The organism is Pseudomonas sp. GW456-12-10-14-LB2 (assembly GCF_002884345.1).
GTDB lineage: Bacteria > Pseudomonadota > Gammaproteobacteria > Pseudomonadales > Pseudomonadaceae > Aquipseudomonas > Aquipseudomonas paraglycinae.
The window spans coordinates 41,872-57,636 of record NZ_POHV01000021.1 but is presented as its reverse complement, the minus strand read 5'-3'; the positions used below and the strand labels follow the sequence as shown (position 1 = coordinate 57,636).

General features: G+C 62.6%; 13 protein-coding genes. 2 read left to right on the top strand and 11 right to left on the bottom strand.

The features are described 5' to 3' along the window. Nucleotides 1-12 precede the first annotated feature (12 nt). On the top strand, nt 13-840 hold the full coding sequence (locus tag C1X29_RS16175) for a hypothetical protein (protein ID WP_219733687.1): 828 nt from the start codon (nt 13-15) through the stop codon (nt 838-840). 12 nt (nt 841-852) lie between these two features. After that, nucleotides 853-3,039, top strand: coding sequence for a lipase family protein (locus tag C1X29_RS16170; RefSeq protein ID WP_102688566.1), 2,187 nt, complete (start codon nt 853-855; stop codon nt 3,037-3,039). Between the two features lies 1 nt (nt 3,040). Here the strand turns inward: C1X29_RS16170 and C1X29_RS16165 are convergent, their stop codons facing one another. The 11 genes from C1X29_RS16165 to C1X29_RS16115 form a co-directional block, all read right to left on the bottom strand. Then, the gene (locus C1X29_RS16165; protein ID WP_102688565.1) at nt 3,041-3,538 is read right to left on the bottom strand and encodes an N-acetyltransferase; all 498 of its coding nucleotides are present in this window, start codon (nt 3,536-3,538) and stop codon (nt 3,041-3,043) included. A 5-nt stretch (nt 3,539-3,543) separates the two neighbouring features. Next, a complete protein-coding gene (locus tag C1X29_RS16160) occupies nt 3,544-5,640 on the bottom strand; it encodes a biotin/lipoyl-binding protein (RefSeq protein WP_102717890.1) in 2,097 nt (698 codons plus the stop codon). Then, on the bottom strand, nt 5,641-6,960 hold the full coding sequence (locus C1X29_RS16155; RefSeq protein WP_085748526.1) for an efflux RND transporter periplasmic adaptor subunit: 1,320 nt from the start codon (nt 6,958-6,960) through the stop codon (nt 5,641-5,643). Continuing rightward, a complete protein-coding gene (locus tag C1X29_RS16150) occupies nt 6,957-7,736 on the bottom strand; it encodes an efflux RND transporter periplasmic adaptor subunit (RefSeq protein ID WP_085748527.1) in 780 nt (259 codons plus the stop codon). Before C1X29_RS16150 ends, C1X29_RS16155 begins: the two co-directional genes overlap by 4 nt. A gap of 83 nt (nt 7,737-7,819) precedes the next feature. Next, nucleotides 7,820-9,271 carry an efflux transporter outer membrane subunit gene (locus C1X29_RS16145; RefSeq protein ID WP_102717889.1) on the bottom strand — a complete coding sequence of 484 codons (1,452 nt, stop codon included), beginning with the start codon at nt 9,269-9,271 and terminating at the stop codon, nt 7,820-7,822. Then, nucleotides 9,268-10,338, bottom strand: coding sequence for an HlyD family secretion protein (locus tag C1X29_RS16140; RefSeq protein WP_102717888.1), 1,071 nt, complete (start codon nt 10,336-10,338; stop codon nt 9,268-9,270). The genes C1X29_RS16145 and C1X29_RS16140 overlap by 4 nt, the downstream gene beginning before the upstream one ends. Before the next feature lie 18 nt (nt 10,339-10,356). Then, nucleotides 10,357-11,892: an MFS transporter gene (locus C1X29_RS16135; protein WP_102717887.1), complete on the bottom strand. Its 1,536-nt coding sequence runs from the start codon at nt 11,890-11,892 to the stop codon at nt 10,357-10,359. A gap of 102 nt (nt 11,893-11,994) precedes the next feature. Further along, entirely contained in the window at nt 11,995-12,912 is a 918-nt protein-coding gene (locus tag C1X29_RS16130; RefSeq protein ID WP_039773030.1) for a LysR family transcriptional regulator, read from the bottom strand. Nucleotides 12,913-12,970: 58 nt separating this feature from the next. Then, nucleotides 12,971-13,837, bottom strand: a complete 867-nt coding sequence (locus tag C1X29_RS16125; protein ID WP_011331855.1) for an ABC transporter permease — start codon at nt 13,835-13,837, stop codon at nt 12,971-12,973. Between the two features lie 20 nt (nt 13,838-13,857). Beyond that, the gene (locus tag C1X29_RS16120) at nt 13,858-14,718 is read right to left on the bottom strand and encodes an ABC transporter ATP-binding protein (protein ID WP_085748531.1); all 861 of its coding nucleotides are present in this window, start codon (nt 14,716-14,718) and stop codon (nt 13,858-13,860) included. Between the two features lie 5 nt (nt 14,719-14,723). Continuing rightward, entirely contained in the window at nt 14,724-15,749 is a 1,026-nt protein-coding gene (locus C1X29_RS16115; protein ID WP_007957722.1) for an ABC transporter substrate-binding protein, read from the bottom strand. Between the last annotated feature and the right edge of the window lie 16 nt (nt 15,750-15,765).

The following is a 15,765-nucleotide window of genomic DNA, read 5'->3' as shown; positions in this document are numbered from 1 at the left end:
GGAGGTTTCGCCATGACATCAATTCAAAAGGAGCTGCAATCTCCAACACTGACCTCCCCGACGATTGGACTCGCGCTGCGCAGTGCGACTTTGGTTGTTTGCCTTGCCCTCATCGCTGGGTGCAAAACCCAACCGGCAAATACATTCACTTTCACGGCAGAGCTACCGCCAGGGTTCGCCTATGAAGCCCTCGCAGAGTATGAGCCGATCAATAGTAGTGAAAACTGCAGAGCCATAGACCTCCGCAAAACAGCCAACAGATACAACAGGAATTGGCGAGAAACGTACGAGCCGGTTTCCGAAATCGCCATCCGCAAGACCATCAATGGTTGCCCGATGGTAATACGTCGAATTGATCTGGACATCAGAGCCGCCTACGGGAAGGACTGGAGCGACATTAGCGCTGATAGTGCAGCTGTTGTTATACGGTCGGAATTGGACGATCGCTACAAAGGCACTTTTAACCATAAAGGTCTAAGCATTTTCTACGGCCAATGTCAGTGGCTTTTTCGCACCTCAGGTAAGCCGAGGATCCTGCGAAAAATACTCGACTGCAAGGAAACCGATGCTCAGGGCACTCCACAGCCGGGGCGCCCGTTTGCGGCATACACCCACGATCAACTTCCAGGCACAACCGTGAGGATGAAAATCAAAGTAGCAAGGGAAGAACAACCTTACTTCAGGGACACCTGGGTAAATTTTCCAAATGGCTGGAAGCGATGCTTAGGCGACAACTTTGAGGATCAGTACGCCTTTTGTTATGGCAACTACACCGACTTCAGCACTTTCACAATGCCGGATGGCCGAGTCTGCACCATTTATCCAAGTTGCACTGAGTAAGGAGGTTTCACGATGGAATCAATTGAAAAGGATCTGCCGTCGCCGTTAGGCGGCCGCATGCTGACATGTCCTGCCGGTGGCAAATGGACAAGTTTTCAACTCATCGATGAGTTTTACTCGGGTGAGCCCTATGCTGGATTGGCCTATGTCGCCACTGATTCGGAAGGCCATAAATACATAGGACGTCTGGATGCAGCGGGCAAGGGCAGAGTGGACTATCACTTTGCGGGGCCTATATCGTTGCTATTTGATCAATCGTATGAAGGAAAGGAACAGCTCTACTCAAGTTTGCAAAGCAGGCGACATTACCCCCTAAAAATAACCGAACTTCAGGTACGCGCCGAAAAAACTCGTTATCTGAACCGGAATGCCACCCGCACACGGGAACGACCCGAGATTGCTGACGGTGCAGACTACTTTCAAGTCGAAGTCCGTCACCTGGTCAGATATGCCTCGCATCTGCCACCCGAGGTGTATCGCGATTACCCTCTCGACTCCGGCTGTGCAGCCATCATGCGCGAACACGGCAAACTGGGTGTCGCTCTGATGCCACAACGTCACACTGTTCTTGAAGTGCGCCCGTTACGCGCGTTGCGACCGATGTTATCCACAGCTCCGCAATTCTGTGCACTCAATCTGTACCAGCTCTCATTGATGGCAACCTTGAGCTACTGCCCCTTCGGTCAGAAGCCAGAAAGTGCTCCCATCAAAGAAAATCGAGTGACCTTTCCTTTGCAACCCAGCGTAGGCAATTGGTTTGGCGACGCCTTGGCCAAGTCCGACGAACTATGGAAAGTCGACTCGAATCAAATCAAAGCCTATTACCCTCTGTACGAAGACGTGCCGTATTCCAAACGCCTGGAAATCGTTCCATTCGACTCGGATCTGTACGAAGTGAATGACCCGAAGAGGATCGAGTCGCAAGAACATCCAGCCAAGGTTCACTTCCTTGATGACAGAAGCGAAGGAAATGAGGCTACCGACACCCAAGCCTTCATCACCCACAACGACGAACTGATCCTGATCGCCGTTCGCGGCACCGCCGAGATCGTCGCCGATGGGTTACGCGATGCCGATGCCTTGCAGGTGCCGTTTGCGGAAGGCGAAGGCCAGGTACATCGAGGTTTCTATGAAGCGGCCAAAAAAGCTGGCGCATTCGCCGTCAATTACCTCGAAAAGTTCTACACCGGCCAAACACTCCTGATCTGCGGCCACAGCCTCGGTGGCGCAATCACGCTGCTGCTGGCCGAAATGCTCCGCCGTAGGCCTGAGGGCTACAAAATCCAGCTCTACACCTACGGCGCCCCCCGCGCCGGCGACGCGGATTTCGTTAAGGGTGCAGCCGATCTCGTGCATCACCGCATGGTCAACCACAACGACCCGGTGCCCAGCGTGCCCGGCAGCTGGATGAACACCAAAGCCGATATCTACGGCACCGGGGCAGCGCTGACCTTCGTGAATGTCCCGCTCGGTCTGTCGGTGTTCGTCGCGGGCATCACCAACTGGACCGGGGAAGCCTACGACCACCACGGCCGTTTGCGACACGCCATGCCGGTGGAGTTCGGCCGCCAGCAGGTGTCGTCAATCCTCTGGGAGCCGGGCTGCGACACCATCACCCAGCACGCAGCCTGCGACGTGGCGATCCGGCAGCGGCACGGCCTGCCGGATCGGCCGACGTTGCTCAAGCAGATCTTCGACGCCGGGCACCATTCGATGACCGGGGCCTACATCCCGGCGTGCTGGGCGGTGTTGCGGCGTTGGCAGGAGGCACAGGAGTCAAACCGCACGCTGGTTACCGAGCGAGAATTCGCGCTGGTTGAGACAGCGCTGCAGCGCATCACCGATCAGTTGCGCCGCCAGCGCAGCAATTTGCCGGGACGGCCGGACAGCTATGTGCGCAGCCGGAAAAACATCGTCGAAGCGCTCAATCATGAAATCGAGAACATCCGCACGACCCGCGAACGGCTGGCCAGTCTGCGGCACCGGCGCCTGACGACCACGGATGTTTATGGATCGCTGGCAGAACAACCGGAACGTCTGGCCGAAAGCCTGCCGCGCTGGCAGCTGCACCGGGAAAACCAGGCAGAAGAACAGCTCGCCATGGCACCTGACGCCGCCGAGGATGACCCGCTGCTGGTAACGCTCTACGGTCACAGAATTGGCGCGCCCCACACTTTCGACATTGACTCGATCATCTGACTCAAGCCTGTGGATACCACACCAGCCGCTCCGCCGCCGGGTTGCGCTCCTCCACCGCAAAACCCAGCGCCAGGTAGTGCTGGCGCGCATGGGGGTTGTTGGCCCAGACCACCGTCGCCACCGGGCAGCGCACTTGCTGCGCGGCTTTTTGCACGCCTTGCAGCACGGTTCGTCCGTAACCTTTGCCCCGGGCCTGTGGAATGAACGCGAGGTACAACACGCGGATTTCATTGACGCCGAAATCGGTGCTGAGTGCGCCGATGGCCGTGCCGAGTTTTTCTACGATGTAGTGCATGGCGTTGGGATGGTTTTCCCCCATGCCCTGCTCCTGCACCTGAAACTGCTGGGCGACGATTTGCTGCACTTGCTCCTGCTCGCCGTCGATCCATTGCAGATCCGGCCGCGCCGATTGATAGAGGCTGTGCAGAAATGGCCCGTCCGACGCCCGCGAAGGCCGCACCACCAATCCGTCCGCCGCCAGGTTGTCCGTCATCTTCATGCTCCCTAGAAACCGCTTTCCCTGACCCCCAGCGCCGCCATCCGGCGCCAGGCCACGCCGAGCACCGATTCGCCGCTGCCCTGCAACACCACCACGCCGCGCAGCGGCTGCACCGGGGTCGGTGCCTGATCCAGCGTAGTCAAACGCACGCCGTATTGCGCCTGCACCGGTTCCGCCCGTTGCTGCTGATCGCGGCGCACGGCAATCGGCCCGTGGTGATCGGAAGTCAGCGCTTCCTGATCGACATAGGCCACACCGTTGGTGTCGATTTCATTGAGTTGCACCGCGATGGCGGCATGCATCGGGTCGTCGGCGATAAACCGCCCGGTGGCACCGGGCTTGACCCGCCACAGTTCGGCTTCGGCCAGGTAACCACGCAGTCGCGTGCCGTCCTCGACCACCCGCGCCAGCGCATCCTTGCTCGACAGCCAGCGGCCCGGCGTCAGGTTCGGCAGCAGGTCACGCACGGTGCCGGCATGGGGTGCGCGTAACTGCAGGCGTTCGCGTTGGGCGGTCAGGCCACGGTATTCCGCCACCGCTTCGGCGAGACGCTGCTCGACGATACCCGCGTCGGCAGCGGTTTCACTGCGGCCGGCCTGACGGCGCATCAGCAATTGCTGGATGCGGATTTCCCGGCGAACGATGGCCTGCCGCGAATCGAGATCGGGTGATTCCAGCTCGATCAGCACGTCGCCCTGAGCCACGGTCTGACCATCCTCGACCTTCACGGCTTTGACCCGCGCCGCCGTCGGTGCGTGCAAGGCACTGGCGCGACCGCCCTCGAGCATCGTCGGCAATTCCACCGAACTGCGCCACGGCACGATCAGCACCAGCAACAAGCCGAGTACCGCCAGGCTGCTGAGCAACACCCGAGGGCCGTGAGCCTGTTCGCGGCGGCTCCACCACTGGCGCCACTCACTCATGATCGGCAGGAAGATAAACCACACCAGTTCCACCAGCATCAGGAAGATCCCCAATACCTTGAAGAACAGGTGATAGACCGCCAGCGCGATCCCGAAAAACAACGCCGCACGCCATAACCACGAGCCATACCCCCAGATCAGCAAACGCCGCTGCATCGTCGGCGACCAAGGCTCCGGCGCCGGCGCGCCATAGCCGAACAAGAACTCACGCAGGCGCCAGCGGCAAAAGGCAAAGGCCCGGCCCTGAAGGTTGTCGACCTCCCACAAATCGCTGAGCAGAAAGTAGCCATCAAATCGCATGAACGGGTTGAGATTGACCACCAGCGTGGTGATCCAGGTCGCGCTGGCGAGCATGAACGCCGCCGTGCGACCGGGCCCGTCCGGCAGGAACGACCAGACCAGCAGCGCGATGCTCGCCAGCAGTAATTCCGCCAGCACCCCACCGGCACCGATCAGCAGTCGCGCGCTTCGATCATTGACCCGCCAGGCATCGCTGACATCGGTGTAGAACATCGGCAGCAAGACCATGAACGCCACGCCCATGCTTTGCACCCGACACCCGGCGCGCTTGGCCATGAACGCATGACCGAACTCGTGACAGAACTTGGCGAAGAACAGCGAGATGCCGAACGCGATCGCGCCGCCGAGGCTGAACAGGTGCGGAAAGGTGCCGACGAACCGCTGCCAGTCCCGCGACACCAGAAACACCCCGAACGCCAGCGTCGCCGGCAGACCGTAGCGCAAAACCTTCGGACCGAAGCGCTCCAGCCACGGCCAGGCACGGTTGAGAAAAGCGTCCGGGCGCCACAGTGGAATGCGGAAGAACAGGTATTGATGCAGCAGGATTTTCCACAGGCTCTGGCGTTGTACGAGGGCCTTGAGCCGATAACTGGCGCGCTGTTGCTCGTCGAGGGCACTGATCAGATCGTGACCGCGCAGGAACTCCAGCAGTTGCGCCAGCTCGTTGCCGTCCAGAGGCAACCCCGGTTCACGGTTGGCGGCGCGCAGCACTTGTTCGGGATCGCCCAGCGACCAGTGGCGCAACAGGCGCATGGCCGCCGTGCCGAGTTTGAAGTAGCGCCCGCGCACCGGGTCGGCCAGGGTCCAGCGCGGCGAACCGTCCAATGCCGGCGCCGCGGGCGACAATTGCAGGTCGGCACGCAGGCTCGGCAGGGTCATTTAAAGGCCTACGCTCTGGCGCAGCCCGGCGAGCGGACGCCGCAGCAGGTACAGGGCCAGCGGCGCGCGGTCGCCGAAAATTTTGGCGGTGCCGCGCAGGCCGATGCGCGGCGGTGCGTCGGCGAAATTGGCGTCCAGCCGATAGGCCAACTGGCCGCCGGCGGTGGGCTGCGCCTCGTAGGCCGAACGTTCGAGGGTGGCGAGGTGACGTTGCAACGGGTCGCTGTCGAGAAACAGCGCGACTTCGGCGCCCGGCTCCAGCGAGATCGCGTCGCCCACGGCCAGTTCGATACGCAGTTCGGCCTGGCTCGGGTCGGCGATTTCCATCAGCCGTTCGCCGGTCTGCACCGGTTTGCCGGTCCAGCGCTCGGCATCGGCGAACACCGCAATGCCGTCGCGCTCGGCACGCACTTCGCTGCGGTTGAGCAGTTCGCGGGCGTAGTCGCGTTCGGCGCGTTTCTGTTCGGCGCGGGCGGCCAGCAGGTCGACCCGGGAGCTGGATTCGGCATCAACGAACGAGCGCTGGGAATTGGCTTTGAGCTCCGCTTCGGCGACCCCGAGCGCACGCTCGGCGACATCGGCCTGAGCCTTCAGCGTCGTGCTTTCAAAACGCAGCAACAGGTCATCGGCTTTCACGCTCTGGTTGGGTTTGACCAGAAACTCGGCGATCACCCCGTCCAGCGGTGCGGCGACAACGCGCCCGCCCTGAGGCACCACTTCGGCGGGCGCCAGCACCGACTGGCGCACCGGGATCAACAGCCCGAGCAACAACAAGGCGACCAGCGCCACCTGGCGTTTACGGGTCCAGCGCAGCCGCCAAGGTTTTCGCGGTTGCAACGCCAGCCAGGCATGGCTGTAGGTGTCGCCCAGTTGCGACAGCAGCACTTGCTCGGAAGGGTTCCACGGCAGATCACGGGCCAGCCACAAACCGCCGAACACCTGACCCTGACGGTCGATCAGCGGCAACCAGAACACTTGCATGGCCGACAGGCTGCGCCAATCGGCCTGAATCGATTCGCCGACCATTTCCGGCGTGATCACCCGCGCCTGTTTCAGCACATCCTGCTTGAACAACTGCGCCACAGCCTGCTCGACGAACGCCACGAACGGCGCATTCGGCTCCACCGCGCTGACCCCGGTCACCGCCTGCACCTTGCCGGCGATCAACAGCGCCGCATGGCGAAAACCGAACAGCGACTGGCCGTCATTGACCAGGCTGTAGGCCAGTTGCGAAATGTCTTGGGCCGCGCGGGTCTGCCGTTCGAGATCGAGAAACCGCGCGAACACTTGCTCGGCGGCGCCGCTCACCGGGGCGTTCACTTAAGCTCCGGAAAACGCGCGGTGCCGCTCATACCGGCGAGCAAGCCTTTGGCTTCGGGGAGTGTTGCGACCAGCAACAGGGTCTGACTGCCCTCATCGATCCGCGCACCGAGGCGTTTGACCGTGGCGTCGATGGCCTGACCGGTTTCATCGGGCACGAAGCTGAACGACTGACCGGGCTTGAGCCTGGCCATCCAGCGCGACGGCACCAGCAGATGGATTTCCAGCGTGCGGTTGTCGACCACATCGAGCAGCGGTGCACCGGCCGGCACGCTTTCGTAGCGTTGCACCTTGCGCTCGACCACTTGCCCGTCGAATGGCGCAACCACGCTGCAGCGTTTGACCTGGACTTGATAAACCTGAGATTGCGCCTGGGTCTCGCTGACCTTGGCTTCGGCCCGGGCCACTTCGAAACGCCCGACGGAATTGAGCGCCGCCAGTTGCCGGTTGTGCGCCAGCTCTTCACCGGCGCCACGGCTGGCGGCTTGCGCGGCGTTCAACTGGGCCTGATAAGCCGAACAGTCGAACCGCGCCAGGGTATCGCCCTTCTTGAACGACTCGCCCTCGCTGAACGGCAACTCGATAATCCGCCCCGACAACTCACTGGCCAGCGTCGCCTGATCCCGCGCCCGCAACACCCCGCGCGCTTCACTGCTGGCCGACGCATTCGCCGCCCCGCCGTTATCCAGCAGCGGATCGTCTGGCGCGGGCGTTTGAGCCTGAACTGCACACGTTACAAAGGTCAATCCGACAACCCAACCACGAAAACGCCGCATAACCGTTACTCCCTGACGGATGCTCGGAGTCTACGACAGCGGGGATTAGCGTCAAGCGAAAGGCCATCATTCGGGTGGGAGAATCAACGCTGCGCCATCTCCCCCACCGGATACACCGACTCCCATCCCCCACCCAACGCCCGGTACAACCCGACCATCGCCAGTGAAACGCCGGTGGAGCTTTCCACCCATTGTTCCTGGGTGGCGAGCAGTGCGCCTTGCACGGTGAGGACGTTGACGAAGTCGACCACGCCTTCGACGTATTGCTGTTGTGCGGTGCGCAGGGCGATCTGGTTCTGGCGCACGGCTTCGGCGAGGCTGTCGCGGCGGCGCTGGCTGGCGTTGTAGGCGGTCAACTGGTCGTCGATTTCGTGCCAGGCGCGCAGGACGGTCTGTTGATAACCGATCGCCGCTTCCTGCTGTTGGGCTTCGCGCAGTTGCAGCACGCCGCGCAGGCGGCCGCCGTCGAACAGCGGCAGGCTGAATTGCGGGCCGATGCCGAAGGCCCGTGAGCCCCAGGAGCCGAAATCACTGAGCTGCATGGCTTGCGAGCCGAGATTGCCGGACAGGGTGATGCGCGGATAGAAATCGCCCTTGGCCACGCCAATGTTGGCGGTGGCGGCATGCAATCGGGCTTCGGCCTGGCGGATGTCCGGGCGGCGTTCGGCCAGTTGCGACGGCAGGCCGATGGCGATGGTCAGCGGCGACTGCGGCACCGGCGCATCTGTGGATAACTCTTTCGCCAGCGCCTGCGGCGGTTCGCCCATCAACAGGCTGATGGCGTTGATCAGTTGCGCCTGACGTTGTTCCAGTGCCGGCAGTCGCGATTCGATGGCCGCCACTTGCGCGGCCGCTTCGGCGACGTCGAGATCGGTGGCCACGCCGTCGTTGAGGCGCAGTTGCGAGAGCTTCAGGCTGTGCCGTGCGACATCGAGGTTCTGCTCGGTGACGGCGCGGGTGTTCTGCACGCCGCGCAGTTGAATGTAGTTCTGCGCGGTGTCCGCGAGTACCGCCAACAGCACGCCGCGACGGTCGTTTTCCGCGACTTCGAGATTGGCGTCGGCGGCTTCGGTCTCCCTGCGTACGCGCCCCCAGAAGTCCAGCTCCCAGGAGGCGGAGAAACCGGCATCCCACAGGTTGAAGGCAGAATCGCCGTTGTGCCCGGACGGGTCGTTCAGGCCCTCGCCGCTGTTGCGTTTGCGTGCGTAGCTACCGGTGGCGGCAGTCGTAGGATAGCGGTCGGCGCTGATCACCTGACGGGCAGCGCGGCTTTGTTGCAGACGGCTGCTGGCCAGTTGCAGATCGAGGTTGCTGCGCAGGGCGCGCTGGGTCAGGGCCGAGAGTTGCGCGTCGTGAAAGACTTCCCACCAGCGCTCGTTCAAAGGTTCGCTGACAGCCTGGCTGACGGCAGTTTTTGACGGTTTTGCCCACTCGGCAATCTGCGTGGCTTCGGGTTTCTGGAAGTCCGGGCCGACGGTGCACGCCGCCAGCGCCGACAGACTCAGGACCACTGTCAGGGAATGAAAGCGCTTCATCGCTGTGTCACCTCACGCACCGACGTCGCCGAGCTTTCGGTGTCGATGCTCGCCTCCACCGACATCCCCACCCGCAAGCGTTCGGCCAGCGGCTGGCCCGGATCCAGCAGGACCTTCACCGGAATCCGCTGCACGACTTTGGTGAAGTTGCCGGTGGCGTTGTCCGGTTTGACCGCCGCGAAAGTCACGCCGGTCGCCGGGGCAATACTCTCGACGCGGCCGGTGAGGGCTTCGCCGCCGAGGCTGTCGACCCGCACGATAACGTCCTGCCCCGGCTGCACGTCGGTGAGCTGGGTTTCCTGGAAGTTGGCGACCACATAGGCCTGCTTCAACGGCACCACCGCCAGCAGTTTGCTGCCCGGCGTCACATAGGCGCCAACCCGCACGGCGCGCTCGCCGATCATGCCGTCCTGGGGCGCGGTGATGCGCGTGTAGGACAGCTCGAAACTGGCGATTTCCAGCGCGGCCTGAGCGTGTTTCAAACTGCCTTCGGCGGCATCGCGCTGCGCCGTCAGAATCTCGACCTGTTTACGTTCCGCCGCCAGTTTCGCGGTGGCCGTGTCCAGCCGCGCAGAGGCCTGATCGATCCGGGTGCGCGCCTGTTGCGCGTTCTGCACGGTGCCGGCACCGACGCCGGCCAAGTGGTTATAGCGGTTCAATTCCTGCTGGGCGAAGGCCATTTCAGCCTTGGCCGAAACCACCGACGCCTGCGCCTGAGCGATCACCGAGGTCTGGCGCTCCAGCGTGGCCCTGGCGTTCTGCAATTGAGCGCGGGCGACCAGGGTTTGCGCATCGGCGGCCTCGGCGGCGGCGCGCAGGTCGCGGTCATCGATCAGCGCCAGCAACTGCCCGGCCTTGACCTGCTGGTTGTCTTCCACCAGCACCTCTTTGATGAACCCCGCCACACGCGGCACCACCAGAGTGAAGTCGGCAGAAACGAACGCATCGTTGGTGTTCTGCTGAGTACGCTTGCCGAACAGGCCGGGCATCGCCAGATACACCAGCACACCGACCGCCAACGCAGCGGCCACAGCCACCGCGAGTTTTTGCTTTGCTTGAGTCGTCATAAGAACCTTCTATTTCAGTCAGGTCGGCGCGCGCGGCGGGAAGATCCGCGTCGGCAGCCAGAAAATCAGCAGGATCAGCGCCACCGCGACGCCGGCCATGCACAGATAAAGATCCGAAGAAGTCAGCACCACCGCCTGTTCGTGCAGGCGATGGGCGAGGCCGGGGTCATTGCTCGCGACCAACGGCGAGTTGCCGAGACGATCGACCAGCATCGTCGAGTGAAAATGCAGGCGCGAAGTGGTCAGCGCTTCGATCACGCCAGTGGCGACCACCGCCGCCAGGCCTTTCACGGTGTTGAACCAGGCCGAGGCAAACGGCCCGTCCTGCGGCTGGATGCTGCCGGTCGACAGCATCAGCAACGGCAGCACCGCCATCGGCTGGCCGAAAATCTGCAGCCATTGCAGGACATAGAAATCGTCGCGAATCCATTCCGAGGTCAGCTGCGAGCCGCCCAGGCACGACAGCGTCAGCATGCTCAAACCGATGCCGAGCACCCAGCGGCAATCGACCCAACGCAGGTTGCACAACGCCGCCACCAGCGGCAGCGCGATCAACTGAGGTAACGCCGCGATCAGCATGATCGGCGCGGTCTGTACCGGCCGGTAACCCTGCACCTGAGCCAGATAACTCGATGGAATCAGCACCACCGCCAGCAGCACCACCAGCACGCCGGCCAACGTCATCAGCGCGAACGACAGGTTACGAATGCCGAGCATCTGCAACTTGAAGAATGGAATCGGCTGCGACCATTCATTGATCAGAAACGCCACCAGCAACAGCGAACCGGCGCCGAGCAAAGCGCAGATCAGGTTCGACTCGAACCAGTCCAGGCGATTGCCCTGCAGCAGGCCGATCACCAGCATGCAGATCGCCGGAAAGCCCAGCAGCAGGCCTTTCCAGTTGAATGACTTGAGGCGTTCCAGACGCAGCGGATCCTGCGGCAAGCCGTACGCAACAGCGGCCATGGCGATCAGGCACGGCACGATGATTTGCCAGAACGTCCACTGCCAGCCGACGTACTCAGTCCACAGCCCGGCCAGCGGCGTACCGAGACCAGGGCCGAAGGTAGCGGTCAGGGCATAACCGGCGAGGCCATACAGTTTGATATTGGCCGGTAGGAAACGCAGGGCAACGGTCATCAGCATCGGCGGCAGCGCACCGCCGGCCAAGCCTTGCAGGATGCGCATCAGCAGCAGGCTTTCGTAGTTCGGGGCGAACGGGCAAAGCACCCCGAGCAGGGTGAACACGCCGATGGCGCACAGGGTGAAGCGACGAAGGGAAAAGGTCACCGAGCACCACGGCGCGAACGCCATGGCCGCCACCGAGGTCGCGGTGTAACTGGCGACCAGCCAGGTGCCTTCGTCGTAACCGATGCTCAGGGCGCCGCGAATGTCGGCCAGGGCGACCTTGGTCACCATCTCGTTGAGACCCGACACCAGCACCGCCAGCAGCACACCGACCAGACCGATGATGATCCGCGCCCCGAACACCGGTGGCGCGGCTGCCATCGGAGCGGTAGCGGCAATCGGTGCCGTGACCGTCAGGGATGTCATGCAAGCAAACTCCGGAGGGAAAAATACCGGAGCATGTTAGTAGGGCTTAGTGCTGACGAAAATTGACTTATTGGCAGCTTATAAGTGCGCCAGACGCAATCGTCAGGGCTGTGCCGCCAGCCAGGTTTCGTCGCAGCAGGTCTTGAGGGTTTCACGCAGCCAGCGGTGGGCCGGATCCTTGTCGAAACGCGGGTGCCAGGCCTGGGTCAGCATCAGGGTCGGCAACGGGACCGGCAGATTGAACGAGCGCAGCTTCAAGCCCAGCCGCCGCACGCTGAGCAGCGCTTCCTTGGGCACCGGCAAAATCAGGTCGGAGTCCGGCAGGGCGAACATCGCCGCGTGGAAACTCGGCGCAATCACTGCCACCCGTCGCTCCAGCCCCAGGGCATTCAAAGCGGTGTCGATGGGCCCACGGGCGATGCCCCGGCGGGACATGCTGATGTGGGAAAAACCGGCGTAACGTTCGGCCGTGATCTCGCCATCCAGCAGCGGATGATCCTCGCGCACCAAGCCGACGAAGTGGGTGGAAAACAGGTTCTGCACTTTGACTTCCGGCGTCACCGGGCGGGTGTTGCTGACACTCAGGTCGATCCGCCCTTCGCGCAGGGCTTCATCGTCGCCATCACCTTCGGGAACGAAACGCAACTCACAGTGCGGCGCCAGTTGATCGAGGGTGTCGAACAGCTTGCCGCCGTACACACCGACGAAGAAGTCGTTGGCGCGAATGCTGAAGCGCCGGCGCAACGTCCCCAGTTCCACCGCATCGGCCGAGCGAAACAGCAGCGCCGCCTGCTCGACCACATCGCGCACCTGCTCGCGCAGCTCCAGGGCCTTGGGCGTCGGCACCAGGCCGCGACCGGCGCGCACCAGAATCGGATCGCCAATGGCTTCGCGGATCCGCGTCAGCGTGCGGCTCATGGCCGCCGGGCTGAGGTTCATCCGCCGCGCGGCGCCGACCACGCTGCCCTCGTCGAGCAAGGCGTCGAGGGCGACCAACAGGTTCATGTCCGGGAGTTGCATGCTGAGCACTCGTGACCGATCAGGATTGATTCGCACGCAATGCTAGCAGATCAGAAAATCAGCGCTGCATCCCCCAGCGTTTCACCGTCACCCGCTCCAGCGTGTCGAATACCAGGTTCTCCACCAGCAGACCGATGAGGATAACCACCGCCAGACCGGCAAACACCTTGTCGGTGTACAGCTCGTTGCGGTTCTGGAAGATGTACCAGCCCAGGCCGCCCTTGCCGCTGGTGGCGCCGAACACCAGTTCGGCGGCGATCAGGGTACGCCAGGCGAAGGCCCAACCGATTTTCAGCCCGGCGAGGATCGATGGCAGCGCCGCCGGAATCAGGATGAACAGCACGAAGCGCATGCCCTTCAAGCCGTAGTTGCGCCCGGCCATGCGCAGGGTTTCCGAGACGCCGAGAAACCCGGCGTAAGTGTTCAACGCCAGCGCCCACAGCACCGAATGCACCAGCACGAAAATCAGGCTGTTCTGCCCCAGGCCGAACCACAGCAACGCCAGCGGCAACAGCGCAATCGCCGGCAGCGGGTTGAACATCGAAGTCAGGGTGCTGAGCAAGTCCCGACCCACCTGGGTCGAAACCGCCAGCGTGGTCAGAGCGAAGGCCAGGACGATGCCGATCAGGTAACCCTTGATCAGCACCACCAGCGAGATCCACACCTTGCCCAGCAGCTCGCCGCTGAGCAGGCCGTCGTACAGCGCATGACTGGTCTGCAAAAAGCTCGGCAGCAACAGGTCGTTGTTTTGCACCCGGGCGACCACCTCCCAGAGCACGGCGAGCAAAATCAGGATCACGCTTTTGCGCAGCCAGCCCTGTTGCCACAGGCGCTGGCCCAGCGGCAGCTCGCGCTCCACCGGGACGCTGGTCAGCGGTTGCAGATCGTTTTCGAATTCTTGACGTACGGATGATGAATGGCTCATCGGGCAATCCTCCAGGCGGCTCAATAAGCGATGCGGATATCGGTGAAATCCAGTTCGCGCTCGGCTTCCGGCGACTGCCCTTCATCGAACAGCAAACGGTGAATGCGCCGTGCCGACTCTTGAAACGCCACGCCGCCAAGGCTGTGCAAATCGTATTGATGACTGTGCACTTCCGCCCTCACCCGGCCCGGGTGCGGCGATAACAGCAGGATGCGATTGCCGACCACCAGCGCTTCTTCAATCGAGTGGGTGACGAACAGCAAGGTGAACCGCACCTCCTCCCAGAGCAGCAGCAATTCCTCCTGCATCTTGCGGCGGGTCAGGGCATCCAGCGCGGCGAACGGCTCGTCCATCAGCAGGATTTTCGGCTGCATCGCCAGCGCCCGGGCAATCGCCACCCGCGCTTTCATGCCCCCGGACAAGGTGTGCGGATAGGCATCGGCGAACGCCGCCAGACCGACTTTTTCCAGATAATGCAGCGCGCGCTCTTCGGCTTCCTTTTTCTTCAGCGTGCGCGAAGCCAGCAGCGGAAACATCACGTTCTGTTTGACGGTTTTCCACGGTGGCAGTTGATCGAACTCCTGAAACACCACGATCCGGTCCGGCCCCGGCGCATCGACGCGCTGGCCTTGCAGACGGATCTCGCCCTCGCACGGCGCTATGAACCCGGCGACGGCTTTGAGCAAGGTGGATTTACCGCAGCCGGAAGGACCGAGCAGCACGAAGCGATCCTGTTGATCGACTTCGAAACTGACCTGATGGGTGGCCCGCACGACGCGCTGCGGCGTGCGGTATTCGAGGCTGACCTGGTCGACCGCCAGCAGCGCTTGCGCGGTGGCGATCGGGTTGCTGGCCGCGTGGCCTTGCAAAGGGGCGTTCATGTCGATCAGCTCCCCTGCAACGGTTTGGCGTCCTGGAAGAAGTAGTCCTTCCACGATTCGGGTTTGTTCTTGATCGCGCCGACGCGGTAGAGGAATTCGGCGAGCGGGTAGGTGTTTTTCGGCGTGACGCTGAATTCGAACTGCGGGTTGTCGATGATTTTCAGCAACGCGGCGCGGTCGATCTTGGCCTTGGTCACGCGGATGTAGGTGTCCGCCGCCGCGCCTTTATCGTTCTGCGCAAACTGCGCGGCTTCGGTCAGGGCTTCGACGAACGCCTTGTAGGTTTTCGGGTTCTCGTTGCGGAATTTCTCGGTGGCGAACAGCACGGTCGGCGAGTTCGGGCCGAGCACGTCATAGGAGTTGAGCACCACGTGCACGTTCGGATTTTCCAGCGCCTGATCCTGGAACGGCGGGTTGGAGAAATGCCCGGTCAGTTCGGTGCCGCCGGCGATCAACGCAGCGGTGGCGTCCGGGTGCGGAACGGCGATGGTGTACTTGTCGAGGCGATTGAATTCCTTGTCGCCCCACTGCTTCGCCGCCGCGTATTGCAGGAAGCGCGACTGCACGGAAACGCCCACTGCCGGCACCGCAATGCGGTCCTTCTCGGTGAAGTCGGCGATGGTTTTGACCTTGGGATTGTTGCTGACGAGGTAGTACGGGAAGTTGCCCAGCGAGGCCACGGCTTTGACGTTCTGCTTGCCGTGGGTGCGATCCCAGATGGTCAGCAATGGCCCGACACCGGCGCCGGCAATGTCGATGGAGCCGGAGAGCAGCGCATCGTTGACTGCCGCGCCGCCGGACAACTGGGTCCAGTCGACCTTGATGTCGAGCCCTTCCTGCTTGCCGTACTTCTCGATCAGTCCCTGATCGCGCACCACGTTGAGCAACAGATAAACAATGCCGAACTGCTCGGCGATGCGGATTTCACCTTCGGCGTGGGCCACGGTCGGCGCCACCAGGCTGCCGGCGATCAGGCTGAAACCGAGGCCGATGGCCGCCGCCAGCGGTGCGAATGGAAGACGTTTGGACATGATCGGATCTCCGGCG